The organism is Mycobacterium sp. IDUB_36 (assembly GCF_055419225.1).
Genome location: NZ_JBVAXH010000001.1, coordinates 2,508,527 through 2,531,027, shown reverse-complemented (window position 1 = coordinate 2,531,027; position 22,501 = coordinate 2,508,527). Strand labels below are relative to the sequence as shown.

General features: G+C 67.8%; 29 protein-coding genes. 19 read left to right on the top strand and 10 right to left on the bottom strand.

Features of this window, described 5'->3' with window-relative positions; translation table 11 throughout:
* Positions 1–9 precede the first annotated feature (9 nt).
* Genes ACZYW1_RS12480 through ACZYW1_RS12470 form a run of 3 tightly spaced genes read left to right on the top strand, consistent with a single transcriptional unit; the run spans position 10 to position 2,052 of the window.
* On the top strand, positions 10–1,434 hold the full coding sequence (locus ACZYW1_RS12480; RefSeq protein WP_463786157.1) for a septum formation family protein: 1,425 nt from the start codon (positions 10–12) through the stop codon (positions 1,432–1,434).
* 4 nt (positions 1,435–1,438) lie between these two features.
* A complete protein-coding gene (locus tag ACZYW1_RS12475; RefSeq protein ID WP_463786155.1) occupies positions 1,439–1,789 on the top strand; it encodes a metallopeptidase family protein in 351 nt (116 codons plus the stop codon).
* A 59-nt stretch (positions 1,790–1,848) separates the two neighbouring features.
* Complete coding sequence (locus tag ACZYW1_RS12470) at positions 1,849–2,052, top strand: hypothetical protein (RefSeq protein ID WP_463786153.1); 204 nt, start codon at positions 1,849–1,851, stop codon at positions 2,050–2,052.
* A gap of 4 nt (positions 2,053–2,056) precedes the next feature.
* Here the strand turns inward: ACZYW1_RS12470 and ACZYW1_RS12465 are convergent, their stop codons facing one another.
* Positions 2,057–2,728: a histidine phosphatase family protein gene (locus ACZYW1_RS12465; RefSeq protein ID WP_463786152.1), complete on the bottom strand. Its 672-nt coding sequence runs from the start codon at positions 2,726–2,728 to the stop codon at positions 2,057–2,059.
* A complete protein-coding gene (pheA, locus tag ACZYW1_RS12460) occupies positions 2,725–3,651 on the bottom strand; it encodes a prephenate dehydratase (protein ID WP_463786149.1) in 927 nt (308 codons plus the stop codon). Before pheA ends, ACZYW1_RS12465 begins: the two co-directional genes overlap by 4 nt.
* Before the next feature lie 88 nt (positions 3,652–3,739).
* Here pheA and ACZYW1_RS12455 point away from each other — a divergent pair, with 88 nt between their 5' ends.
* The 4 genes from ACZYW1_RS12455 (at position 3,740) to ACZYW1_RS12440 (ending at position 7,157) form a co-directional block, all read left to right on the top strand.
* Positions 3,740–4,552 (top strand): DUF2470 domain-containing protein, encoded by an 813-nt coding sequence (locus ACZYW1_RS12455; protein ID WP_463786147.1) that lies wholly within the window; start codon positions 3,740–3,742, stop codon positions 4,550–4,552.
* Positions 4,553–4,582: 30 nt separating this feature from the next.
* The gene (locus ACZYW1_RS12450; RefSeq protein ID WP_463786145.1) at positions 4,583–5,371 is read left to right on the top strand and encodes a CPBP family intramembrane glutamic endopeptidase; all 789 of its coding nucleotides are present in this window, start codon (positions 4,583–4,585) and stop codon (positions 5,369–5,371) included.
* Complete coding sequence (locus tag ACZYW1_RS12445) at positions 5,359–6,498, top strand: LCP family protein (protein WP_463786143.1); 1,140 nt, start codon at positions 5,359–5,361, stop codon at positions 6,496–6,498. The genes ACZYW1_RS12450 and ACZYW1_RS12445 overlap by 13 nt, the downstream gene beginning before the upstream one ends.
* A gap of 113 nt (positions 6,499–6,611) precedes the next feature.
* Positions 6,612–7,157, top strand: coding sequence for a ferritin (locus tag ACZYW1_RS12440; RefSeq protein ID WP_463786142.1), 546 nt, complete (start codon positions 6,612–6,614; stop codon positions 7,155–7,157).
* Positions 7,158–7,172: 15 nt separating this feature from the next.
* On the opposite strand, the gene ACZYW1_RS12435 is transcribed toward ACZYW1_RS12440, so the two are convergent.
* The 3 genes from ACZYW1_RS12435 to ACZYW1_RS12425 all read right to left on the bottom strand — a co-directional run bounded on the left by ACZYW1_RS12435 (position 7,173) and on the right by ACZYW1_RS12425 (position 9,629).
* Positions 7,173–7,997 carry a glycerophosphodiester phosphodiesterase gene (locus tag ACZYW1_RS12435; protein ID WP_463786140.1) on the bottom strand — a complete coding sequence of 275 codons (825 nt, stop codon included), beginning with the start codon at positions 7,995–7,997 and terminating at the stop codon, positions 7,173–7,175.
* 4 nt (positions 7,998–8,001) lie between these two features.
* Entirely contained in the window at positions 8,002–9,138 is a 1,137-nt protein-coding gene (locus ACZYW1_RS12430; RefSeq protein ID WP_463786139.1) for a DUF4328 domain-containing protein, read from the bottom strand.
* 146 nt (positions 9,139–9,284) lie between these two features.
* A complete protein-coding gene (locus ACZYW1_RS12425; RefSeq protein WP_463786138.1) occupies positions 9,285–9,629 on the bottom strand; it encodes a rhodanese-like domain-containing protein in 345 nt (114 codons plus the stop codon).
* A gap of 481 nt (positions 9,630–10,110) precedes the next feature.
* On the opposite strand from ACZYW1_RS12425, the gene ACZYW1_RS12420 reads away from it, so the two are divergent.
* From ACZYW1_RS12420 to rraA, 9 genes are all read left to right on the top strand, one after another.
* Entirely contained in the window at positions 10,111–10,269 is a 159-nt protein-coding gene (locus ACZYW1_RS12420) for a hypothetical protein (RefSeq protein ID WP_463786136.1), read from the top strand.
* A gap of 153 nt (positions 10,270–10,422) precedes the next feature.
* Positions 10,423–11,046 (top strand): superoxide dismutase, encoded by a 624-nt coding sequence (locus tag ACZYW1_RS12415; protein ID WP_463786135.1) that lies wholly within the window; start codon positions 10,423–10,425, stop codon positions 11,044–11,046.
* 193 nt (positions 11,047–11,239) lie between these two features.
* Positions 11,240–11,773: a peptidase gene (locus ACZYW1_RS12410; RefSeq protein WP_463786134.1), complete on the top strand. Its 534-nt coding sequence runs from the start codon at positions 11,240–11,242 to the stop codon at positions 11,771–11,773.
* Between the two features lie 471 nt (positions 11,774–12,244).
* Complete coding sequence (locus ACZYW1_RS12405) at positions 12,245–12,643, top strand: transcriptional regulator (protein ID WP_463786131.1); 399 nt, start codon at positions 12,245–12,247, stop codon at positions 12,641–12,643.
* Positions 12,644–12,737: 94 nt separating this feature from the next.
* Positions 12,738–13,394: a DUF6474 family protein gene (locus ACZYW1_RS12400; RefSeq protein ID WP_463786129.1), complete on the top strand. Its 657-nt coding sequence runs from the start codon at positions 12,738–12,740 to the stop codon at positions 13,392–13,394.
* A gap of 34 nt (positions 13,395–13,428) precedes the next feature.
* Positions 13,429–14,118, top strand: coding sequence for a YcnI family copper-binding membrane protein (locus ACZYW1_RS12395; RefSeq protein WP_463786128.1), 690 nt, complete (start codon positions 13,429–13,431; stop codon positions 14,116–14,118).
* Positions 14,119–14,150: 32 nt separating this feature from the next.
* Positions 14,151–14,630 carry a copper resistance CopC family protein gene (locus ACZYW1_RS12390; protein ID WP_463786126.1) on the top strand — a complete coding sequence of 160 codons (480 nt, stop codon included), beginning with the start codon at positions 14,151–14,153 and terminating at the stop codon, positions 14,628–14,630.
* A 101-nt stretch (positions 14,631–14,731) separates the two neighbouring features.
* Positions 14,732–15,229 carry an Rv3852 family protein gene (locus ACZYW1_RS12385; RefSeq protein ID WP_463786122.1) on the top strand — a complete coding sequence of 166 codons (498 nt, stop codon included), beginning with the start codon at positions 14,732–14,734 and terminating at the stop codon, positions 15,227–15,229.
* Positions 15,230–15,248: 19 nt separating this feature from the next.
* Positions 15,249–15,737, top strand: coding sequence for a ribonuclease E activity regulator RraA (gene rraA / locus ACZYW1_RS12380; protein WP_463786121.1), 489 nt, complete (start codon positions 15,249–15,251; stop codon positions 15,735–15,737).
* On the opposite strand, the gene ACZYW1_RS12375 is transcribed toward rraA, so the two are convergent.
* Positions 15,734–17,203: a flavin-containing monooxygenase gene (locus ACZYW1_RS12375; protein WP_463786119.1), complete on the bottom strand. Its 1,470-nt coding sequence runs from the start codon at positions 17,201–17,203 to the stop codon at positions 15,734–15,736. The genes rraA and ACZYW1_RS12375 overlap by 4 nt on opposite strands.
* A 77-nt stretch (positions 17,204–17,280) precedes the next feature.
* Between ACZYW1_RS12375 and ACZYW1_RS12370 the strand changes: the two genes are divergently transcribed.
* Entirely contained in the window at positions 17,281–17,919 is a 639-nt protein-coding gene (locus tag ACZYW1_RS12370) for a TetR/AcrR family transcriptional regulator (protein WP_463786118.1), read from the top strand.
* Positions 17,920–17,945: 26 nt separating this feature from the next.
* The gene (gene dinB / locus ACZYW1_RS12365; protein WP_463786115.1) at positions 17,946–19,160 is read left to right on the top strand and encodes a DNA polymerase IV; all 1,215 of its coding nucleotides are present in this window, start codon (positions 17,946–17,948) and stop codon (positions 19,158–19,160) included.
* A gap of 19 nt (positions 19,161–19,179) precedes the next feature.
* Here the strand turns inward: dinB and ACZYW1_RS12360 are convergent, their stop codons facing one another.
* Genes ACZYW1_RS12360 through ACZYW1_RS12350 form a run of 3 tightly spaced genes read right to left on the bottom strand, consistent with a single transcriptional unit; the run spans position 19,180 to position 21,261 of the window.
* Positions 19,180–19,713 carry a hypothetical protein gene (locus ACZYW1_RS12360; protein WP_463786114.1) on the bottom strand — a complete coding sequence of 178 codons (534 nt, stop codon included), beginning with the start codon at positions 19,711–19,713 and terminating at the stop codon, positions 19,180–19,182.
* A gap of 38 nt (positions 19,714–19,751) precedes the next feature.
* The gene (locus ACZYW1_RS12355) at positions 19,752–20,759 is read right to left on the bottom strand and encodes a PHP domain-containing protein (protein ID WP_463786111.1); all 1,008 of its coding nucleotides are present in this window, start codon (positions 20,757–20,759) and stop codon (positions 19,752–19,754) included.
* 22 nt (positions 20,760–20,781) lie between these two features.
* Positions 20,782–21,261, bottom strand: a complete 480-nt coding sequence (locus tag ACZYW1_RS12350; RefSeq protein WP_463786109.1) for a hypothetical protein — start codon at positions 21,259–21,261, stop codon at positions 20,782–20,784.
* Here ACZYW1_RS12350 and ACZYW1_RS12345 point away from each other — a divergent pair.
* Positions 21,260–22,108, top strand: coding sequence for an LLM class F420-dependent oxidoreductase (locus tag ACZYW1_RS12345; RefSeq protein WP_463786107.1), 849 nt, complete (start codon positions 21,260–21,262; stop codon positions 22,106–22,108). The genes ACZYW1_RS12350 and ACZYW1_RS12345 overlap by 2 nt on opposite strands.
* On the opposite strand, the gene ACZYW1_RS12340 is transcribed toward ACZYW1_RS12345, so the two are convergent.
* Positions 22,101–22,496 carry a hypothetical protein gene (locus ACZYW1_RS12340; protein ID WP_463786106.1) on the bottom strand — a complete coding sequence of 132 codons (396 nt, stop codon included), beginning with the start codon at positions 22,494–22,496 and terminating at the stop codon, positions 22,101–22,103. The two genes, ACZYW1_RS12345 and ACZYW1_RS12340, sit on opposite strands and share 8 nt — an antisense overlap.
* Positions 22,497–22,501: the final 5 nt, after the last annotated feature.

Sequence of the window (22,501 nt, the reverse complement as noted above, 5' to 3'; positions counted from 1 at the left end):
ATGGAGGCAATGTGGCACGCATCTGAGCGCGACGACGACGACGCCTCGGGCGCCTCAGCGGCGCCGGGGGACTCGGCGTCCAAGCGTCGACGGTCGCGGGTGCGGCTCTCCACCCCGCAGCACGCGACGCAGCCCTCGGCGACCCGACGGGCGCTGCTGTTGACCGCGCTCGGCGGCCTGCTGATCGCCGGCCTGGTCACCGCCCTGCCGATCGGCGGCGGTCCCGGACGGCTGGCCGGCTACATCGACCCGGTGCCGCCGACCGGCACCAAGAGCAACGACGCGTTCGCGCATGCGGTCGGTGGCAACTGCCTGATGTGGCCGGAACGGATGCCCGAGGCCGCCAACATCGTCGACTGCAAGGACGAGCACCGCTTCGAGGTCGCCGAGTCCATCGACATGCGCACCTTCCCCGGCTCCGAGTACGGGCCATCGGCGCCGCCGCCCTCCTCCACGCGTATCGAGCAGATCAGCCAGGAGCAGTGCGAGTCGGCGGTCCGCCGCTACCTCGGCGCCAAGTTCGATCCGAACAGCAAGTTCGTCATCAGCATGCTGTGGTCGGGCGACAAGGCGTGGCGGCAATTCGGCGACCGGCGGATGCTGTGCGGCCTGCAGCTGCCGGGCTCCGGCAACCAGCAGGTGGCCTACAAGGGCAAGGTCGCCGACGTCGACCAGAGCAAGGTCTGGCCGGACGGCACCTGCCTGGGCATCGACCCGGCCACCAACCAGCCCACCGATATTCCGGTCGACTGCGTCGCGCCGCACGCGATGGAAGTCACCGGCACGGTCAACCTGCTGGCCCGGTTCCCCGAAGGCCTGCCGCCCGAGCCGGAGCAGGACGGCTTCATCAAGGACTCCTGCACCAAGCTGACCGATGCCTACCTGGCGCCGGTGCAGCTGCGCAGCACCACCCTGACACTGATCTACAGCACGCTGTCGCTGCCCAGCTGGTCGTCCGGCAGCCGTCAGGTCGCCTGCAGCATCGGCGCCACCCTGGGCAACGGCGGCTGGGCCACGCTGCTGAACAGCGCCAAGGGCGCGTTGAAGATCAACGGGCAGGCGCCGGTTCCGCCGCCGGACATCCCGCAGGAGCGACTCAACCTGCCGCCGATCCCGACCGGACCCGAGCCCGGCGGGGGCGCCTCGTCGACGGGGTCGAACGGCTCGTCCGGGGCCAACGGTTCGTCCGGCGCCAACGGGTCCTCCGGGGCCAACGGCTCGTCCGGATCGAATGGGTCGTCGGGAACGAACTCGCAGCGGCAGGGCAACCAGCACCTGCCGGGACAACCCTCGCCCGCCCAGCAGCCGGCCTCCCCCGCGCCGCAGGCACCCGCACCGGCACCCGAGGGGCCGCCCGCCGACGTGCCGGCGAACCCGGTCGCGCCCGCGCCGCCCGGCGCGGAACCAGGACCGGGACCGGGGCCGGGGCAGTAATCCCGTGACCGTTCGGATGGATCCGCAACGGTTCGACGAGCTGGTGTCCGACGCGCTCGACCTGGTTCCGCCGAAGCTGGCCGCGGTGATGGACAACGTCGTGGTGCTGGTCAATGACCGGCACCCCGAGGACGACGAGCTGCTGGGCCTGTACGAGGGTGTGGCACTGACCGAACGGGATTCGCACTACGCCGGCTCACTCCCGGACACCATCACCATCTACCGGGACGCGCTGCTGGACATCTGCGACGACGAGGACGACGTCGTCGAAGAGGTCAAGATCACCGTGATCCACGAGATCGCCCACCATTTCGGCATCGACGACGAGCGCCTGCACGAACTGGGCTGGGCCTGATCCCTCCGACCCGGGCGCGGCGGCGCGGATCTGTCGGCGATCGGTGCTACAAACGGCGCATGGACATTCAAGGCTGCCGCGACTGCCGGGCCGGCCTGGAGCATTGCCACGGCACCCTGATTCACCACTGGCTGCACCGATCCGAGTGCACCGACCACGACTGCGTCGGTCCGGAACTGCTGCCGCACACGTTCGTCGTCGACTGCGACGCGGTCGGGTGCGAGTGCGCCGCCATCGAGGCGCGCTCGGCTCTCGCGATCTAGCTCGTCAGCCCATCGGGTCGGCGGCCGAGTCGATCTCATCGACATCGGGCGCGAACGGCGGAGAATGCGTTCCCCACTGCCGGCAGCTCCATCCCGCGTCACCGTTCGGCGCGAGAACGACGAACTCGGTGTTGGCCAGGTGGTGGTCGAGCGCGAAAGTGCTTGGCACGTCTGCCAATACCGCCGCCGTCAGCCGGATCGCCGCGCCGTGACTGACCACCACGACGTCGCCGGTCCAGCCGTCGTCGTCGAGGTAGCGGGTCCGTAGTTCGGCCAGCACCGGCAGGTAGCGGTCGAGCACCTGATCGGCGCTCTCCCCGCCCGGCATCGCCACGTCGCGCTCACCCTTGAGCCAGCGCTCGTACACGGCATTGAATTCGTCGACCGCGGCGTCGTCGTTACGGTTTTCCAGGTCGCCGACCTGCACCTCGTGGATGCCGACGACTTCGCGGGCCGGCACGCCGACCAGGCCGCCGATCTCCGCCGCGGTCTGCACGGCTCTGGTGGCCACCGAATGCAACAGCAGACCGGGCGGGGCGGTCAGCGCCTTCGCGAAATCGCGTGCCTGCTCCCGGCCCAGCGGCGTCAGCTCCGCCCCCGGCGGGCGGGTGTCCAGCCGCTTGTCGACGTTGCCGACGGACTGGCCGTGCCGCACCAACACCAACCGACCGCTCATTGCGGTGTCCCCGAACGCAACGCCTCGAGCCAACGCGTGGCCTTGTCCAGCGGAGGCGGCGGCGCGCCCGCTACCTCGCCCGTCGGCCAGGAGCCCAGGTACCGCACATCGGTGCAGCGCTGATGCAATGCCTTGAGGGCCTCGGCAACGGCATCGTCGTCGATGTGGCCGACGCAATCCAGGAAGAACACGTAGGTGCCCAATTCGGTTCGGGTGGGCCGAGATTCGATGCGGGTGAGGTCGATGCCCCGGATCCCGAACTCGGTGAGCGTCGACACCAGTGCGCTCGGCACATTCGCGATCCGCAGCACCACCGAGGTCCGGTCGGCTCCGGTGCGGGCCGGCGGCCGACCGGGCCGGCCGACCAACACGAACCGGGTGCGCGCATTGGCCTCATCGACCACACCCTCCGCCAGGGTGGACAGGCCGCGGTGCACGGCGGCCAGCGGGGAGCTCACCGCGGCGTCGACGAGTCCGTCGGCAACCTGTTGCGCCGCATCGGCATTGGAGATGGCCGGTCGCAGCTCGGCACCGGGCAGATTGGCGGCCAACCACTTCCGCACCTGTGCGGCGGCAACCGGAAACGCGGCCAGCGTGCGGACGTCGGCGGCGCTACGGCCGGGCCGGACGGCGATGCTGAATGAGACGTCCAGCGTCAACTCGGCGAAGATCTGCAGCGGCGTCCCGATCGCCAAGCTGTCCAGCGTCGGCATGATCGAGCCGTCGATCGAGTTCTCGATCGGCACGCAGGCGAATTCGGCCGCGCCGTCCCGAACGGCGTCGAGCGCGGCGATCGTGCTGTCGACCGGCAGCGGCTGCCGGGCATCCGCCGTGGCCTGCGGAACCAGGCCGGCTTCGGTCATCTGCAACAGCGCCGCTTCGGTGAAGGTCCCCGCCGGACCGAGATACGCGATGCTGGCCACGACCAAAACCCTATCGGGTCGTAGGGGTTGCGCCGCCGGATCGTCTTTAGTTAAGTAAGGCTTACCTCACTTGTTAGGACGGTCAAGGATGACACTCGCCCACTGCCCGGCGCCCACAACGGCCGAGCGGATTCGCAGCACCTGTGTCCGCGCCGGCGGGGCGCTACTCGCGATCGAAAGCGCCGACCCGCTCACCACGCCGCTGCATCATCTGCTCGCCGACGGCTCGTTTGCGGTCGGCGTCCCAGCCGACGGACCCGTCGCCGCGCAGTTGGAGGACGCCGGGCCCGCAGGCGCCCAAACCGTGCTGGAGCTGGCCGATTACGCGCCGTTGCCGCTGCGCGAACCGGTTCGATCACTGGTCTGGATTCGCGGGCGCCTGCACCAGATCGCCCTCCCCGAGGTGCGCGAGATGCTCGATCTGATCGCCTCCGAGCACCCGCATCCGGCACTGCTGCAGGTGCGGACATCGGCCTCGCGGCCGGTGGCCGCCGATGGGCCGGCCGACACCCAGTACCTGCTGGCCCGGTTGGAGATCGAGTCGGTGGTGGTCACCGACGCCACCGGCGCCGAGGCGGTCGACTCCGCCGCATTGCTCGCGGCGCGGCCCGACCCGTTCTGCGCCTTCGAATCATGCTGGATCCGTCACCTCGACACCGCTCACCGCGACGTCGTCGCGCGGCTCGCCTCGCGGTTGCCGGCCCGGTTGCGGCGCGGCGACATCCGCCCGCTCGGCATCGACCGATACGGGATGCGGCTGCGGGTGGAGAGCGCCGAGGGCGACCAGGACATCCGGCTGCCGTTCCGGGCGCCGGTGGACGACGTGATCGGGTTGGGCAAAGCCATCCGGGTGCTGCTGGGCTGCCCGTTCGTCAACGGTCTGCGCGCGCGCCAGGACTGAGCGCCGGCCCGCGCCGGTTACCGTGTCGGGGTGGCCGCGCCCGACAGTGAAGCCGGCAGCGGCGCTGCCGAGGACGGACCTGTTCAGCGTCGCCCGCTGCGCGTCGAACTCGTGATCGTGCTCGGTGTGACGTTCGGGCTCAGCGCGGTCACGGCGGCGTTGCAGCTGGCCGACTCGGTGTTGCGCGGTCTGAGTTCACAGCGCATTCCGCTCAACCCCAAACGGTCCTACTTCGACCTGATCGACCTCGGGCTGAACGCCACGGTCGTCGCACAACTGGCCGCGTGGGGCGCGCTCGGGCTCTATCTGTTGTGGCGCACCGGAACGACCCCGGCCGGTGTCGGGCTGGCGCGGATCGGTTGGGGCCCCGACGTGCTCGGCGGCGTCGGTCTGGCCGCGTTGATCGGCCTGCCGGGTCTGGCGCTCTACCTGGCCGCGCGCGCCCTGCACCTGAACGCCTCGGTGGTGCCGTCCGGCCTGGACAACTCGTGGTGGCGGGTCCCGATGCTGGTGCTCACCGCCTTCGCCGACGGCTGGGCCGAGGAGATCATCGTCGTCGGCTACCTCCTCACCCGGCTGGACCAGTTGGGAGTCGGGTCCCGCGCGGCTCTGGTGTGGTCGAGCCTGCTGCGCGCCGCCTATCACCTCTATCAGGGCTTCGGTGCTGGCCTCGGCAATTTCGTGATGGGTCTGGTGTTCGGGTACGCGTGGCGGCGGACCGGCCGGCTGTGGCCGCTGGTGATAGCGCACGGGTTGATCGACACGGTGGCATTCGCCGGATACGCGCTGCTGGCCGGCCATCTCAGTTGGTTGACGTGAACGACTACCGCCGTCGGCGCCCGCCGCCACCCGGCATCCCGCCGCCGCGCCCGGTCACACCGAACCGCCGTGCCGCCGCGGAACCGAAACCGGCTCGCCGCACGACCGTCGAGCAACCGAAACCGGCTCGCCGCACCTTGGTCGACCCGAAGCCGGTGCGCCGCAAAAGGGCTTGGCTGCAGGTGATTTCGCTGAGCTTGGTGATCGCCGCCCTGCTGGGCTGCGCCGCGATCCTGGGGGGCACCCTGTGGCTGGAGTCGGCGCTGCACCGCCAGACGGCGTTGACCGATTACCCCGATCGGCCGGCGGCCGGGCCCGGTAGCACCTGGTTGCTGGTCGGATCCGACAGCCGCCAGGGCTTGACCGTCGAACAGCAGCAAGTTCTGTCGACCGGCGGCGAGACCGGCAACGGCCGCACCGACACCATCCTGGTGGTGCACGTGCCGGCGTTGGGATCGAGCACCCCGACGACGATGGTCTCCATTCCGCGCGACTCGTTTGTGCCGATTCCCGGCTACGGCCGCGACAAGATCAACGCGGCGTTCGCCATGGGTGGCGCGCCGCTGCTCGCGCAGACGGTCGAGCAGGCCACCGGTCTGCGCATCGACCACTATGCCGAGATCGGCTTCGGCGGGTTCGCCGGCCTGGTCGACGGCCTGGGCGGGGTCACGGTGTGCCCGGTCGCCGCGATCAACGACCCGCTGGCGGGCATCGATCTGCCCGCCGGATGCCAGCAGCTGGATGGCCGCACGGCGCTCGGCTACGTCCGGAGCCGGGCCACGCCGCGCGCCGACCTCGATCGAATGATCGACCAGCGCCAGTTCATGTCGGCACTCCTGCACCGGGCGGTGAGCCCGGCTGTCTGGCTCAATCCCTGGCGGTGGTACGCGGTGCCGCACGCCGCGGTCGGCGCACTGACCGTCGACCATGGTGACCACGTCTGGGACCTCGCCCGGCTGGCCTGGTCGCTGCACGGCTCGACCACCGAGATGACGGTGCCGATCGGGGATTTCGCCAGTTCCAGCGCGGGTGCGGTGGTGGTCTGGGACCACCAGAAGGCGGCCGCGTTGTTCGATGCGCTCGCCGCCGATCGGCCGGTGCCGGCCAGCGTGAGCGACCAACCCTGATCGCACTGCCCGCCGCGGCCGGTAAATGTAGCCTTCGTTTACTTAGGCGACGCTGGCCTCAGTGAGTATTACCTTGGGTGACAAGGTATTTCGTGCGGGATACCGTGGCGGACATGAGCGATCACGATAGCCACAAGACCAAGTTCCACGCGTTGCTGCAAGAGCAGGTCTTCCACGAGTTCACCAATTCCCAGCAATACATCGCAATGGCCGTGTATTTCGACGGCGCCGACCTCCCGCAGCTCGCCAAGCATTTCTACGCCCAAGCCGTCGCGGAACGTAACCACGCGATGATGGTCGTCCAGTACCTGCTGGATCGCGATGTGCGCGTTGATATTCCAGGCGTCGACAGCGTGCGCAACACGTTCGACACCCCACGTGACGCGCTGGCGCTGGCGCTGGATCAGGAGCGGGTGGTCACCGATCAGGTCAGTCGACTCGCGGCCGCGGCCCGCGACGAGGGTGACTACCTCGGTGAGCAGTTCATGCAGTGGTTCCTGCGCGAGCAGGTGGAGGAGATGTCGCTGATGACCTCGCTGGTGCGGGTTGCCGACCGCGCCGGGGCGAACCTGTTCGACCTGGAGGCTTACGTCGACCGGGAGATCGGCCAGGAGCGCAGCCCGGCCGACACACCCGCGGCGGCCGGCGGCCGACTCTGAGGCCTGGCGGCCTGGCTAATGCTGGTCGACGCCGGTGCGGCCGTCTTCCAGCCAGGCTTTGACGCGGCCGGGGTAGTTGGTGGCCAGCCAGGCCACCCCGATGTCGCGGCAGAACCGGACGTCGTCGTAGTCGTCAGGGGTCCAGCAGTACAGCGCCCGGCCCTGTGCCGCCGCCCGGTCGACCAGCTCGGGGTGCTCCCGCAGCGTCGCGATCGACGGACCCACCGCGGTGGCCCCGATGGTGCTGGCTGCGCTGCTCGCCAGAAAACGGTGACTGCGGCCCAGCAGCACCGTCGGCAGCAACGGCGCCGCCCGCCGGACCCGCCACAGCGCGGAGGCGGAGAACGACATCACCACCGCGCGGGACAGATCGGCAGACGCCGGTGCGGCAATGCCGTAGCGGTGCAGCAGCGCCAGCACTTTGCTCTCCACCAGTGCGCCGTACCGAACGGGGTGCTTGGTCTCGATGAAGATCTTCACCGGCCGTTTCCAGTCCAGCACCAACGAGACGAGCGCGTCCAGGGTCAGCAGACCGGTGTCGCCGTGGGTCCCGTCGGCACGCCAACTGCCGTGCCAGGAGCCGAACTCCAGCTCACGCAGCTGAGCCAGCGTCATCATGCTGACCAGGCCCGCGCCGGTGGACGTCCGGTCCAGCTTGCGATCGTGGACGCAGACCAGATGGCCGTCGCGGGTGAGCCGGACGTCGCACTCGACGCCGTCGGCGCCTTCCCTCAGCGCGAGGTCGTAGGCGGCCAGCGTGTGCTCGGGGCGAGACGCCGAGGCGCCGCGGTGGGCCACTACGAACGGGTGCCGAGAGACTACTTCCTCGGCGAACGTCATCTCCCTATGCTGCCGGTTCTTCACCCGGCAACTCAACCGCTGCAGCAGATTCCGTGCCGCCCACCGGATAGTCCTCTCCGTCGTCACCGACCACGACCCAGCGATGGGCGGGCCGCTCGACGGGTTTGCGCTCGAAGCTTTCGTAGAGCTTCACCGTCACCAACGTCGCCGCCAGCGCGATGAGGTACGCCACGATCATCGCCACCGTGTTGTTGGCGATCCCCTGGGCGTCCGGCGCCCCGCTGGTGATCGAGGCGAACACCGACGTCAGGGTGCTGACCAGCCATATCAGCCACCAGCTCCAGATCACCGGGCGCAGCTGGCTGTAGTGGCCTTCGGTCTTGGCCAGCTCGATGACGTACACCAGCGCCCACACCGACCCGAGCAGCGGCAGGCAGCAGAATGCCAGGCAGGCCGCCATCAGCGCCCAGCTGGCCAGGTGCTCCGTGGTGGCCGCGACGACGGCGAAGATGATCGCCAGCGCCATCGCTGCGAACGGCGGCAGCAGCGTGCCTGCCCACAGCGCCCGCCGGCTGCGGGACTCCGGCAGGCCGGCATGTTCGAACGCCGCCGCGCGGCGGGCGATCAGCCAGCGGGTCAGCAGGAACGCGGTCGTCATAACCGCCGCGGCGGCGGCCAGACTCGCCAGCACGCTGAACAGCGCGGCCGCATCGGCGACCACCCAGTTCAGCAGCGTATTGCGGTTGATCACCAGCAGCAGGTAGCGCAGCACGTGCACCAGGGCGGCCACGCCCAGGGCCACCGCCGACACCAGGAACGCGCTGCGGACGCGGTCGGTGGGCGGCGCCTGCCGCTGCTCGCGGCCCGGCCCGCTGTCCTGATCAAAGTGGTCGTGCAGGCCCCAGCGCGGAATCGCGAGGTAGCGCGGAGTCGGCCCGAGCGGTCGACGTGGCCGGCGCGGCGGAGGGGGTGGCCCGGGCCGCACGGCGATCCACCGGTATCCCGGTGGCAGCCGAGACGCGGGCCGCGGGCCGGCGTTCCAGCCGGCGGGGGCACCGGTCGGTGGGCCCGGTTCGGTGGCGGCCGGCGCCAACAGCGTTCCGTTACAGCGTGGGCACCACGACCGCTGCTTGTCGCGCACATTCCAGCGTGTGCCGCACTGTGAGCACACTTGGATCATCGGCGCTGCTCCTCCGCATCGCTGCGCTCTGCAGCGTCGTCACCGCGGATCATCGGCGCTGCTCCTCCGCATCGCTGCGCTCTGCAGCGTCGTCACCGCGGATCATGGGTTCAGAGTATCGAAGCGACGACGGCTGACGCGTCAGCTCAGATACTTCCCGGACTGCCGTCGTTGGTCACAACCGGGCGCCCGGCCGCGGCCCAGGCCAGCATGCCGCCCTCGACGTTGATCGGCTCGAACCCGTCGCGGGCCAGGAAATCGGCGACCTTCGCGGAGCGGCCACCGGCCTTGCAGATCACATACAGGGTGGCGGACCGGTCGATCTCGTTGAGCCGACCCGGCACCTCACCCATCGGAATGTGTTGCGCGGCTGCCGCGTGTCCGCGATTCCACTCATCGTCCTCGCGGACATCCAGCAACAGCGCGGACGGTCCGAATTCGGCGGGCAGATCGGCGACGGCGGTTTGTGCGACAGACGGTTCTGAACTCACGGTGTCGATCTTGGCACGCGCAGCAGAACAACGCGACGCCCGCCGTTCAGCTAAAACGAGGTATCCACAGTTTCCACAGGTTTATCCACAGGCACCCCGAGCGGCGTTTGCGGCATCGGCGCACGTTCGCGCGCCCGACCCAGCCCATCGATTGTGGATAACCGAGGGCCGTAACCGGTTCGTGATCGACAGGTCCGACGAGCACTCAGCGAATTCTTAGCCAACCTCACGGAGTTCCGCAGCGCCGAGGTATGGGGCATGTCACACCGCCGCGAGCCGTGTCGCTGTCGTCGCTGCGAGCGGCCAAATTTGCTATTTGGCACGCGAACAACAACAACGTCAGCAAAAACTCGCTGGTCAGCGGGTCTTGCGCGGCGCAATTTTCCAGGCGGTACAGAAGAGGATATGATCGCGATCACCGAGACCTTTTGTGACTCATCTCACGGGGGAAATAGTTGGACGAGCAGGCCGGAGCCACCCGATGACGACGCAACCGTTTGGACCCCAATCGGCGCGGTCGTCGTCGCACTGGTACGTGACATCGTCGACGTGCAATCGCTCGTATCTGCTCGCCGGGCTGCGCGCCGGCCTGATCGCTCTGGTTTTGCTGGCGGTGCTTGCCGTCATCATCTGGTTCTGAAGTCAAGCTGCCGGGTACTCCGCCGAGCACCCGTTCTTGCGGCGTTCACGACGATGAAGCAGGGTGGGTTGGGACAAAGCCGACCCGCCGTCAACAGCCTCAGAGCGGCCCGTCAGAGTAGATCGGAAACGATCACCACCAGGAAGGAACCGCGTGTCTGATTACACCTTGCCCGATTTGGACTGGGACTACGGAGCCCTGGAACCCCATATCTCGGGTGCGATCAACGAGCTTCACCACGACAAGCACCACGCCACCTACGTCAAGGGTGCCAACGACGCCGTCGCCAAGCTGGAAGAGGCCCGGTCGAAGGACGACCACTCGTCGATCCTGCTCAACGAGAAGAACCTGGCGTTCAACCTGGCCGGGCACGTCAACCACGTCGTGTGGTGGAAGATCCTGTCGCCCAACGGTGGTGACAAGCCGACCGGTGATCTGGCCGCGGCCATCGACGACGCGTTCGGGTCGTTCGACAAGTTCCGCGCACAGTTCAGCGCAGTGGCCAACGGAATCCAGGGGTCGGGCTGGGCAGTGCTGGCCTACGACAGCCTCGGCGACAAGCTGCTGACCTTCCAGGTCTACGACCACCAGACCAACTTCCCGCTGGGCGTGGTGCCGATCCTGCTGCTCGACATGTGGGAGCACGCCTTCTACCTGGACTACAAGAACGTCAAAGCCGACTACACCAAGGCGTTCTGGAACGTCATCAACTGGGAAGAGGTGCAGAAGCGCTACGCGGCTGCCACCTCGCAGGCCAAGGGACTGATTTCCGCCTGACCCGTCACCACCTCCCATTCGGGGCGTCGCGCCACTGTGCGCGGCGTCCCGAATGCTTTTGGCCAGGTTTTTCGGACTTCCTCGGCGTCGATCGACCGTGTCCGCTTGCGGGCGTTGCCGCGCTGCCGCATGCTGATCGGATCGACCCACCGGCGTATCGCGGATACCCGAATCGACTGTGGCGGAGGGCGAATTGGAAACTGGTTCCGGCCGGGCCATCGAGGTGGCCCCCTTCCATTCCCGTGGCGCGCTCAAAGGCTTTGTGATCTCTGGCCGATGGCCCGACTCGACCAAAGAATGGGCGCAGCTGTTGATGGTGGCGGTCAGGGTGGCATCGCTTCCCGGATTACTGCACACCACAACGGTTTTCGGTGTCCGCGAGGAACTCCCCGACACGCCGGCGCCGGGCACCGTCGGATTGGTCCTGGCCGAAGGACCGGTGGTCGGCGAGCGCGCGATCCAGCCCGGATACTTCGCCGACCATCAACCGCCCGCGCTGCTGATGCTGCATCCGCCCTCGGAGACGACGCCGTCACTGCCGGAGTGCAACGGCGCGGCGTCGGGCTGTGTGTTGTTGCCCGGTTTGCCGTATCTCGGATTGGAGCACCGGGCGGCCTGGGTCGAGGCGGAAGCCGACGGCACGATCACGTCGATGGTCAGCCGCGTCGGCGTCGACCCGATCAGCCACCCGGACACAGCTATTTTGGCGATGCTGCTCGCCGCCTGACCGTTTCGGCGACCACGCGAGCATGGCGGCCGGTATGTCCGCGCCTTCTGGCTGCTCACACAGATTGACCGACGATTCGGACGAGGCGTCCAACCCGGGCCTGATGCCGGTTCTGGAACAGGCCCGGAAAACCGGCCCGGAGTCGACGATGGCCCGCTCTACAGCAAAGCCGGTTTGCATTTCAGCCAGACTCCGAACACGTTGCCGAGGGCCCGCCCGGCCGACGGCGAATTGCCATCAATAGTCCTCAAAGCGATGAAACTTCACACAAAACCCTTAAAATATCATGTGTATCCGCTGTACAACGCCTTGAAGTTGTGACGCTTGCGGCGCTGGTGTCAAGAAATAGCATGGGCGTCAATTCAACGCGATGTTTCGTACTTGGTTGCGGCGAGAACTCTGGCTACGATGGTCAGCAAATACTTTGACGCAAGCTATGCGGTCTACCAATCCCGGTGGAGGTCATTTCGAATGAGCACGACGTTTTCCGCCCGTCTGAACCGCCTGTTCGACACGGTTTACCCGCCCGGACGAGGACCGCATACCTCGGCCGAGGTCATCGCGGCGCTCAAGTCGGAAGGAGTGACGATGTCGGCTCCTTATCTGTCGCAGCTACGGTCCGGCAATCGGACCAACCCGTCGTCGACCACCATGGCCGCCCTGGCGAACTTCTTCCGGATCAAACCCGCGTACTTCACCGACGACGAGTACTACGAGAAGCTCGAACGGGAGCTGTCGTGGTTGCTGGTGATGCGTGACGAGGGGGTTCGACGCATCGCGTTGCGCGCCAGCGAGCTGTCCCCGGAGTCCAAAGAGGATGTCGTCCACCGCGTCGACGAGCTGCGCCGCAAGGAGCACCTGGACGCCTGACGGCGATCGGCTCGCCCCGCATGGATAGGGTTGGCGCATCGATGCCGCACAGGCACCGCGATAACCGACGAGATTCCGGGGAGGCAACGCGCGAATGAGCCTGTTCGGTAAGCGGAAGACCCGCGCCACCCGCCGCGCCGAGGCGCGTGCGATCAAGGCCAAGGCGAAGCTCGAGGCCAAGCTCTCGGCGAAGAACGAGGTACGCCGGTTCAAGGCCGAGCACCGCGCCGAGACCAAAGCGCTCCGCGACAAGTTGAAGGCCCAGCGCAACAGCGACCAGACCGCGCTGAAGGTCGCCGAGGCCAACTTGAAGGCCGTGCGCGAAGGAGCGCTGCTCTCCCCCACCCGCATCCGGCGGCTGCTGACGGTGTCGCGGCTGCTCGCACCGATCATCGTGCCGGTCGCCTACCGGCTGGCGATCGCGGCGCGGGGGCTGATCGACCAGCGCCGGGCCGACCAACTCGGTGTGCCACTGGCCCAGATCGGCCAGTTCTCCGGAAGCGGCGGCCGATTGTCGGCTCGTATCGCCGGCGCCGAGCAATCGCTGCGGACCGTGCAGGACAACAAGCCCAAGGACCTCGAGACCAAGCAGTTCGTCGCCGCCATCTCCGAGCGGCTCGCCGATCTGGCCGCGGCCGTCACCGCCGCGGAGAACATGCCGACCGCGCGGCGGCGGGGCGCGCACGCGGCGATCTCCACACAGCTCGACGACATCGACGCCGACTTGTTGGCTCGCCTCGGATTGACCTGACGCTCCGGCCCGTCCAGACAGGAACTGCTATCCAATGACCGCTCACCGCAAGATCATTCGACGCAGCCTGATCGGAATCGCCGCGGCGTCGGTGCTCTATCTCGGACCGGCTGCCGCGATCACCACGGCGTCGGCGCACGTGCAGGCCAGCAGCGACGACGCTGTCCGCGGGGGTTACGCGACGATCAGTTTTCAGGTGCCCAACGAATCGACGACCGGGGCGGCCACCACCGCGCTGACGGTCGACGTGCCCAATGGCGCCGCGGTGCGCACCGAGACCAAGCCCGGGTGGGCCGCCACCATCGACCGCGACGGCGACAAGGTCCGTTCGGTCACCTGGACTTCGGCGCCCAACGGCGGCATCCCGGCCGACCAGTTCGACGTGTTCCGGATCGCGCTGAAACTCCCCGACACCGACTCGGTGAGCTTCCCGACCACGCAGACCTACGCCGACGGCGCGGTGGTGAAGTGGGATCAGTCGCCGGGCTCCGGCGGCGCCGAACCCGAGCACCCCGCTCCGACGCTGAACCTGGTCGCGGGCTCACCGCAGAAGCCCGCCCACCATCCGGCAGCGCCCACGTCCGCCGCGCCGACCGCCTCGGCCGGCCCGCCGGCGCCGCAGCCACGCAAGGTCGTCGACAACACCAGCCGGATCCTGGCCGGCGCCGCTTTGCTGGTCGGCGCTCTGGGTGTGGGTCTCGCGCTGATCGTGCGACGACCGTGATCCGCCGGGCCCGCCTGGGTGTGGTGGCCCTGATGCTGGCAGCGTTCGCGTTCACCACCGCGCTGACGGCGGGGGCGGCCGGCGCACACGCCGCCCGGGTGTCAGCCGATCCGGCGGACAACGCCGCGTTGAGCACCGGCCCGGTCCGGGTCCGCGCGACCTTCAACGAGGACCTGCAAACCACCTTCGCGGCGATGACGGTGGTCGGCCCGGACGGCAACCTCTGGACCACCGGCGAGCCGAGTGTGCACGGCACCGTCGTCAGCATCGGCGTGCGCCCGCTCGGGCCGGTCGGCACCTACACGGTCAACTACCGGGTGACCTCGGCGGACGGGCACGTGGTCGCCGGGTCGTGGTCGTTCCGCCTGACAGCGGCCGGATCAGGCACCCCCGGACGATCGGCCCAGGGTTCGAACACTTCGCCGGACGACCTTCCGATCTGGCCGTTCGTCCTGGGCGCGGTGATCCTGGTCGGCGGCGGCGCCCTGTGGGCCATGCGAAATAGACCCTGACCGGCTGAAATCATCGTCAGCCGGGCCGACATCGCGGCACTGGCATGATGGATTCGACCTTTCCGCTGTACGCAACGAGAAACGGCAAAGGAGCCTTCCGGATGGCAGACCCGCAGGATCGACCGCACGAGACGCCCGACTCCGCGCCTGAACCTCCCCTGACCACGCCGCCACCCCAGCCGCCGGCGGACGCGGCGTCGACTTCGCACGGCGCCGACGTACCGGCGAAGAAGGCACCGGCGAAGAAGGCCACCGCGAAGAAAACCACACCGGAGAAGGCGGCCAAAAAGCAGGCGGCCAAAAAGGCGGTCGCGAAGAAGGCGCCCGCCAAGAAAGCCGCTGCCAAGAAAGCGCCGGCGAAGAAGGCCACCGCGAAGAAGCTGGCGCCGGCGGCTCCGGAATCCAACGGCCAGCTTGCTGCCGCCGCCAAAGACGTTGCGGCACAAGCGAAATCGACGGTTGAAGCGGCTCGTAATCCACTGCCCGCTCGGCCCGCGACCGAATCGGCGGGACGATCGCCGCTTCCGTTCGCGGTGGCCATCGCGATCAGCGTGCTGGCGGTCCTCCTGGTGCGGCATCTGCGTCAACAGGACGAGTGACGATGTTTAGCATGGCCCGGTGACTTCGTTATTCCGGCCGACGGCCGACCTCGTCGACGACATCGGACCCGAGGTCCGCAGCTGCGATATCCAGTTCCGTCAGTTCGGTGCGCACACCGAATTCGCCGGACCGATCAGCACCGTGCGCTGCCACCAGGACAACGCGCTGCTCAAGTCGGTGCTGTCGGAGCCGGGTGACGGTGGGGTGCTGGTGATCGACGGAGGCGGGTCGCTGCACACCGCGCTGATCGGCGATCTGATCGCCGATCTGGCCCGCAGCAACGGGTGGGCCGGCGTGATCGTCAACGGCGCGGTACGCGACGCCGCCACGCTGCGTGGCATCGAACTCGGCATCAAAGCGCTGGGCACCAATCCCCGTAAGAGCACCAAGACCGGAGCCGGCACCCGCGATGTGACGGTGGACCTCGGCGGGGTGGAGTTCGTCCCCGGCGACATCGCCTACAGCGACGACGACGGCATCGTCGTCGTCGCCGCCGACCCTGACTAGACCGTCAGCGCCGCAGGCTTTTTGGCGAAGCTCAGCGCCTCGTCGTCGACCTTTCCGCGGCGAATCAGCTGCAGGTCCATGAAGTAGTTCTGCTTGAGCCGCCACGGTGAGACGTGACCGGCCTTGGGCAGGTAATCCAGGGCGCGCAGCACGTAGCCGGGGGTGAAGTCCATCAACGGACGCTCGTCGACCGCATTGCCCGGGTGCTGCGGCACCACGGTGTCGAAGTGCTTCTCGTCCATGTAATTGATCACGCGGCAGACGAACTCGGACACCAGGTCGGCCTTCAGAGTCCAGGACGCGTTGGTGTAGCCGATGGTGAACGCCATGTTGGGCAGGCCGGTCAGCATCATGCCCTTGAACGCCATCGTGTCGTTGAGGTCGACCGCCTCGCCGTTGCGCCGGATCTCGGCGCCGCCGAACAGCTGCAGGTTCAAACCCGTTGCGGTGATGATGATGTCGGCGTCGAGTTCCTGGCCGGAACCCAGCTTGATCCCCGTCTTGGTGAACCGGTCGATGGTGTCGGTGACGACGTCGGCCTGACCCTTACGGATGGTCTTGAACAGGTCGCCGCCGGGCGCCAGGCACAGCCGCTGGTCCCACGGGTTGTAGCTGGGCCCGAAGTGCTTCTCGACGTCGTAGCCCTCCGGCAGGTAGCGCTTGGCCATCGTCAGGAGCGTCTTCCGCATGGACTTCGGGAACTTGCGGGCGAGCTGGTATTGGAAGGTGCTGAACGCGATCCATCGCCACCGGGTCGCGACATTGGCCGCGCGGGCCGGCAACAGCTTCTGCGCGCCCTCGGCGAACGGGTCCTTCAACGGCAGCGACCCGATGTAGCTGGGCGACCGCTGCAGCATTGTTACGTGACCTGCACCTGTCTTGACCAGCGACGGAATCAGCGTGATCGAGGTGGCGCCCGAGCCGATGACGACGATTTTCTTCCCGGTGTAGTCCAGGTCCTCCGGCCAGTGCTGCGGGTGGATCGTGGTGCCTTCGAAGTCGTCGTAGCCCTCGAACTTGGGCAGATAACCCTCGTCGTAGTTGTAGTAGCCGCTGCAGGCGAACAGGAACGAACAGGTGAGTTCGTCCTGCTGCCCGTCGTTCTCGATGGTCAGGTGCCAGCGGTTGTCGGCGTCCGACCAGTCGGCGGCGATCACCTTCTGGCGGTAACGGATGTGGTTGTCGATGCCGTTCTCGGTGGCGGCTTCCCGGATGTAGTTCTTGATCGAGGCGCCGTCGGCGATCGACGTCGTCGACTCCCACGGCTTGAACCGGAAGCCGAGGGTGAACATGTCGGAGTCGGAGCGAATGCCGGGGTACTTGAACAGGTCCCAGGTGCCGCCGAGGTCGGCGCGGCGCTCCAGAATCGCGTAGCTCTTGGACGGGCAGCGGTCCTGCAGGTGCCAGGCCGCGCTGATGCCGGAGATGCCGGCGCCGACGATCACAACATCGAGATGTTCAGTCATGGCCGACACGCTATCAACGCCGTGTCGAGTCAGTCAACACCCTGTTGATTCACTCAACACCGTGTAAAGTAACGCGGGTGGCGACCGTCGGCTCCAAACCCACCCAGCGGGGGCGGCGTTCGGCGCGCCCGTCGGGCGACGACCGCGAGCTCGCGATCCTGACCACCGCCGAGCGGCTGCTCGAACGCCGCCAACTGGCCGACATCTCGGTCGACGACCTGGCCAAGGGCGCCGGCATCTCCCGGCCCACGTTCTACTTCTATTACCCGTCGAAAGACGCGGTGCTGCTGACGCTGTTCGAGCGGGTCATCGTCGAGGCGGACTCCGCCCTGGAGAGCATGGTTGCCAATCCCCCGGCCGACCTGAGAGCGTTGTGGCGGATCGGCATCAACGTGTTCGTCGAGACCTTCGGCTCGCACCGCGCCGTCTCGTTGGCCGCCGACTCCGCGCGTACCAACGCCGACGTTCGCAAGCTGTGGTCGCGGTTCATGGAGAAATGGGTCGGCCACATCGCGGTGGTGATCGAGACCGAGCGCGCTCGCGGCGCGGCGCCGGTGACGCTGCCGGCCGAGGAACTGTCGGCCGCACTGAACCTGCTCAACGAGAAGCTGATGCTGACCTCCTTCGCCGACGACAGCCCCTCGGTACCCAGGGAACGGCTGCTCGAGACCCTCGTGCACATCTGGATGTCCAGCATTTACGGCGAACAGGCCTAGCACTCGTCGGCAGTGGATGCGAACATATGTTCGTGCGCGTTTCCGGCGGTGAAGCCACCATTCTGCACGCGGACCTCGACTCGTTCTACGCATCCGTCGAGCAGCGCGACGACCCGGGCCTGCGCGGCCGACCGGTGATCGTCGGCGGCGGCGTGGTGCTGGCCGCCAGCTACGAGGCCAAGGCCTACGGGGTGCGGACCGCGATGGGCGGCACCCAGGCCCGGCGGTTGTGCCCGCAGGCCGCAGTGGTTCCACCCCGGATGTCGGCGTACAGCCAGGCCAGCGACGCGGTGTTCGAGGTCTTCCGGGACACCTCCCCCCTGGTCGAGGCCATCTCGGTCGACGAGGCGTTCCTGGATGTCGGCGGCTTGAAGCGGGTCGCGGGCACGCCGGTGCAGATCGCATCCCGGCTGCGCGAGCAGGTCCGCGATCGGGTCGGGCTGCCGATCACGGTCGGTATCGCGAGGACGAAGTTCCTGGCCAAGGTCGCCAGCCAGGAGGCGAAGCCCGATGGCCTGCTGCTGGTCCCGCCCGGCCGTGAGCTCGCCTTCCTGCACCCGCTGCCGGTGCGCCGGTTGTGGGGCGTCGGTGCGGTCACCGCCGACAAGCTGCGGGCACACGGCATCGAGCGGGTCTCCGACGTGGCCGAACTGAGCGAGTCCATGCTGGCCTCGATGGTGGGCCCGGCCATGGGCCGCCAGCTGTTCGCGCTGTCCCACAACATCGACCGTCGGCGGGTGGTGACCGGGGTGCGGCGACGGTCGGTCGGGGCGCAGCGGGCGCTGGGCCGCGCGGGTAACAACATGTCGGCGGCGGAGGTGGACGCCGTGGTGATCGGCTTGATCGATAGGATCGCCGGCCGGATGCGGGCGTCGAGCCGGACCGGCCGGACCGTCACATTACGGCTGCGGTTCAACGACTTCGGGCGGGCCACCCGCTCGCGCACCCTGCCGCGGGCGACCTGCTCGACGGACGCTCTGCTAGGCGTAGCGCGACAGTTGGTCGCGGCCGCCGCGCCGCTGATCGCCGAAAAGGGGCTCACCCTGGTCGGTTTCGCGGTCTCGGAGATCGATCGCGACGGCGCCGAGCAGCTGGTACTGCCGTTCACCACCGGGGCGGAGCCCGGCATCGTCGACGCGACGATCGACGATGTGCGGCGCCGCTACGGCAAGGCCGCGCTCACCCGGGGCGTGCTGGTCGGCCGCGACGCGGGCATCGAGGTGCCGCATCTGCCGGACTGATGTGTTGGCCGTCTTGGCCTCAAAATGCTTGGCTGCCACCGGGTTTGAGGACAAAGCCATGCTCACCCAGCACGCAGACGGTCATCGCGTCGGCCGCCGCGCAGGTGGCCGAGCCGGAAAAGGTGAGCTTGCTGCCCGCCGGCAGCAGCGTGTACGAGTCCGGGTCGACGGTCCGCTCCGGGTGAACATGCGGCGGAGGCGGGGAGTAGTTCTCCATCTCGGTGAGATCCACATCGGCAAACCTCGCCGGGTCGGCGTCCATCCCCAGCCTGACGAAGACCGCGTTCGATGCCGTCCCCGGTAGATCGCCCCAGCAATGGGCGTCTTTGACGTTGGGGTTCGCCTTCCAGGTATAGGTGATCCGGCACCGGTAACCGCCCGGCGTCACGAAATTGACTCCATAGGTCGTCGGGTAGTTGTAGTACTTGCCGAAGTCCTCCGGCCGGGCCACGGTGAAGCCACTCAGGTCCGGCAGCGGATCCGGATCGGCGGCCGCCGGTGGCACGGCAATAACGCTCAGCGCCAACGCGATAGCGACCGATGGGCGGGCCATAGCCCAACCGTAAAGCAGCGAGCGAGTCCAGCGGGCCGCTAATTCTGGCGCGTCCGGGCCAGCAGTTTGTCCACCGGCCAGGTGTTGACGATCCGATCAACCGGAACGCCGGCGTCCAGCGCGCGCTGCGCGCCGTAGCCGAGGAAGTCGAGTTGGCCCGGCGCGTGCGCGTCGGTGTCGATGCTGAAGTCGCAGCCGATCTCCAGCGCCAGGTTCAGCAGCCGGGTCGGCGGATCGCGGCGCTCGGGCCGCGAGTTGATCTCGACGGCGGTGCCATGCTCGAGGCAGGCGGTGAACACCGCTTCGGCGTCGAAACTCGACTCGTTGCGGATACCGCGGTTCCCCGCGACCAGCCGACCGGTGCAGTGCCCCAACACATCGGCATGCGGGTTGCTGACGGCGGCGACCATCCGTCGCGTCATCGCCGGGGCGCCCATCGACAGCTTGGAGTGCACGCTGGCCACCACGATGTCGAGACGTTCCAACAGCTCCGGCTCCTGGTCCAGGCTGCCGTCATCGAGTATGTCGACCTCGATCCCGGTCAGAATCCGCATGGGCGCGAATTGATCCCGCAGGCCGTCGATGACGTCGAGCTGCTTGCGCAGCCGCTCGGGCGAGAGTCCGTTTGCGATGGTCAACCGCGGCGAGTGGTCGGTCAGCGCGCAGTACTCGTGCCCCAGCGCCTTGGCGGTGGCCATCATCTCGTCGATGTTCGCCGAGCCGTCCGACCAGTTCGAGTGCAGATGCAGGTCGCCGCGCAACGCGGCGCGTATCTCCCCTCCGCCGAGATCCTCAGCCGCTGCGCGTAATTCGACCAGAGCGTCCGGCTCGCGACCGGACCAGGCCTGGGCGATCACCTTGGCGGTTTTCGGGCCGATCCCGGGCAACGACTGCCAGCTGTTGGCCTGGCCGTGCCGCTCCCGCTCCGACTCGTCCAGGCTCTCGACGATGTCGGCGGCGTTGCGGTAGGCCATCACCCGCCGGGTGTCTTCCCGCGCGCGGTCTTTGAAGTAGGCGATCTGTCGCAGAGCGGCTACCGGATCCATGGCTCCAGTGTGCTCCTACCGGTCAGAACTGACCGGCGATGAATCCGGCCAGCAGCACCCCGAAACCACCGACCTCGCCGATTACGAGTGCCACCATGCCGAGCCGCATCGCCCGATCGGGGTTGGCGAACTGGTTGTCGGTGTCCTGCTTCCAGCCATGCAGGATGTAGGTCAGGATCGCGACGACGAAGAAGAACACCAGGACCATCGCCGCGGTCAGGTTGACCCAGGTCGGCCAGACGCTGAGGTGGACGAACTCCGCGACCAGCAGAGCGGCGAACGAGTACAGCAGCGCCGCGCGGTGGGCGATGTCGACGTACGGGTGCGCGCGGTGGTTCTCGGAGATCAGCACCTGCCGGTATTTCCAGACACCGAGTATCAAGGCGAGCAGGAAGATCAGCCCGGCGGACAGCAGGGTGATCTTGACGTCGATCGGCAGTGCGACGACGTCGGCGTACCGACGCGGGCACTCCTGGCCGACCTGGACTACCGTCGGGCTCATGCGATTTGCGTTCAAAACGTCACCCCAAAACACCACCTGGGACCGGATGTCGGCCGTCTGGAAAGCCGCCGACGACATCGACGTCTTCGAGTCCGGCTGGACCTTCGACCACTTCTACCCGATCTTCAGCGACAGTACCGGGCCATGTCTAGAAGGTTGGACCACGCTCACCGCGCTGGCCCAGGCCACCACCCGGCTGCGGCTGGGCACCCTGGTCACCGGGATCCACTACCGTCACCCCGCGGTGTTGGCCAATATGGTTGCCGCCCTTGACATCATCTCCAACGGTCGACTCGAACTGGGTATCGGCGCCGGGTGGAACGAGGAGGAGTCCGGCGCCTATGGCATCGAGCTGGGCAGCCTCAAGGAGCGCTTCGACCGGTTCGAAGAGGCCTGCGAAGTGCTGACCAGCCTGCTCAGCAAGGACACCACCAACTTCGACGGGACGTTCTATCAATTCAAGGATGCCCGCAACGAGCCCAAGGGCCCACAGCGGCCACATCCGCCGATCTGCATCGGCGGCAGTGGCGAAAAGCGGACCCTGCGGATCACGGCCAAATACGCCCAGCACTGGAATTTCGTGGGCGGCACGCCGCAAGAGTTCGCCCACAAGCGCAGCGTGCTGGCATCGCACTGCGCCGACATCGGGCGCGACCCGACCGAGATCATGACGTCGGCGCACCTGCGATTGGAGGCTGACCTCGACTACGCAAAGGTCATCGAGGACGCCGCCGGACTGGCCGCGGAGGGGCTCGATCTGGGCATCGTGTACATCCCGCCGCCGCACGACCCGGCCGTGCTGGAGCCGCTGGCCGAGGTGATCCGCGACTCCGGGCTGATCAGCTGAGTCCGCGTCGTGCACGCACGGCGTCGATCAGGGAATCGGGTCCGGACACGCTGATCCGCAGCAGGCGCACCTCGACTCGACGCCGAGCCGCGCGGGCCTGGAATGGCGGATCGATCGCGATCTCCACGATGTCGTTCGCCGAGCCGTTGACCACCCAGACGCCTTGACGCCCGCGCGCACCCCATCCGTCGATGACTCGCTGGCCACGACGGATGGCGGCGATCGAGGTCAGCGGGATGTCCGCCTCGAACGCCCAGCCCAATCTGATGTGTAGGTCGTTGTCTCCCAGACGAATCGCGGCGCGTTTCGGACTCAGCCTCAGCGGTGCCGCCAACCAGCGATACCACCGATCAAAGCTGAACCGGAACTCCACGGAGTCAGCCGTCAACGGCC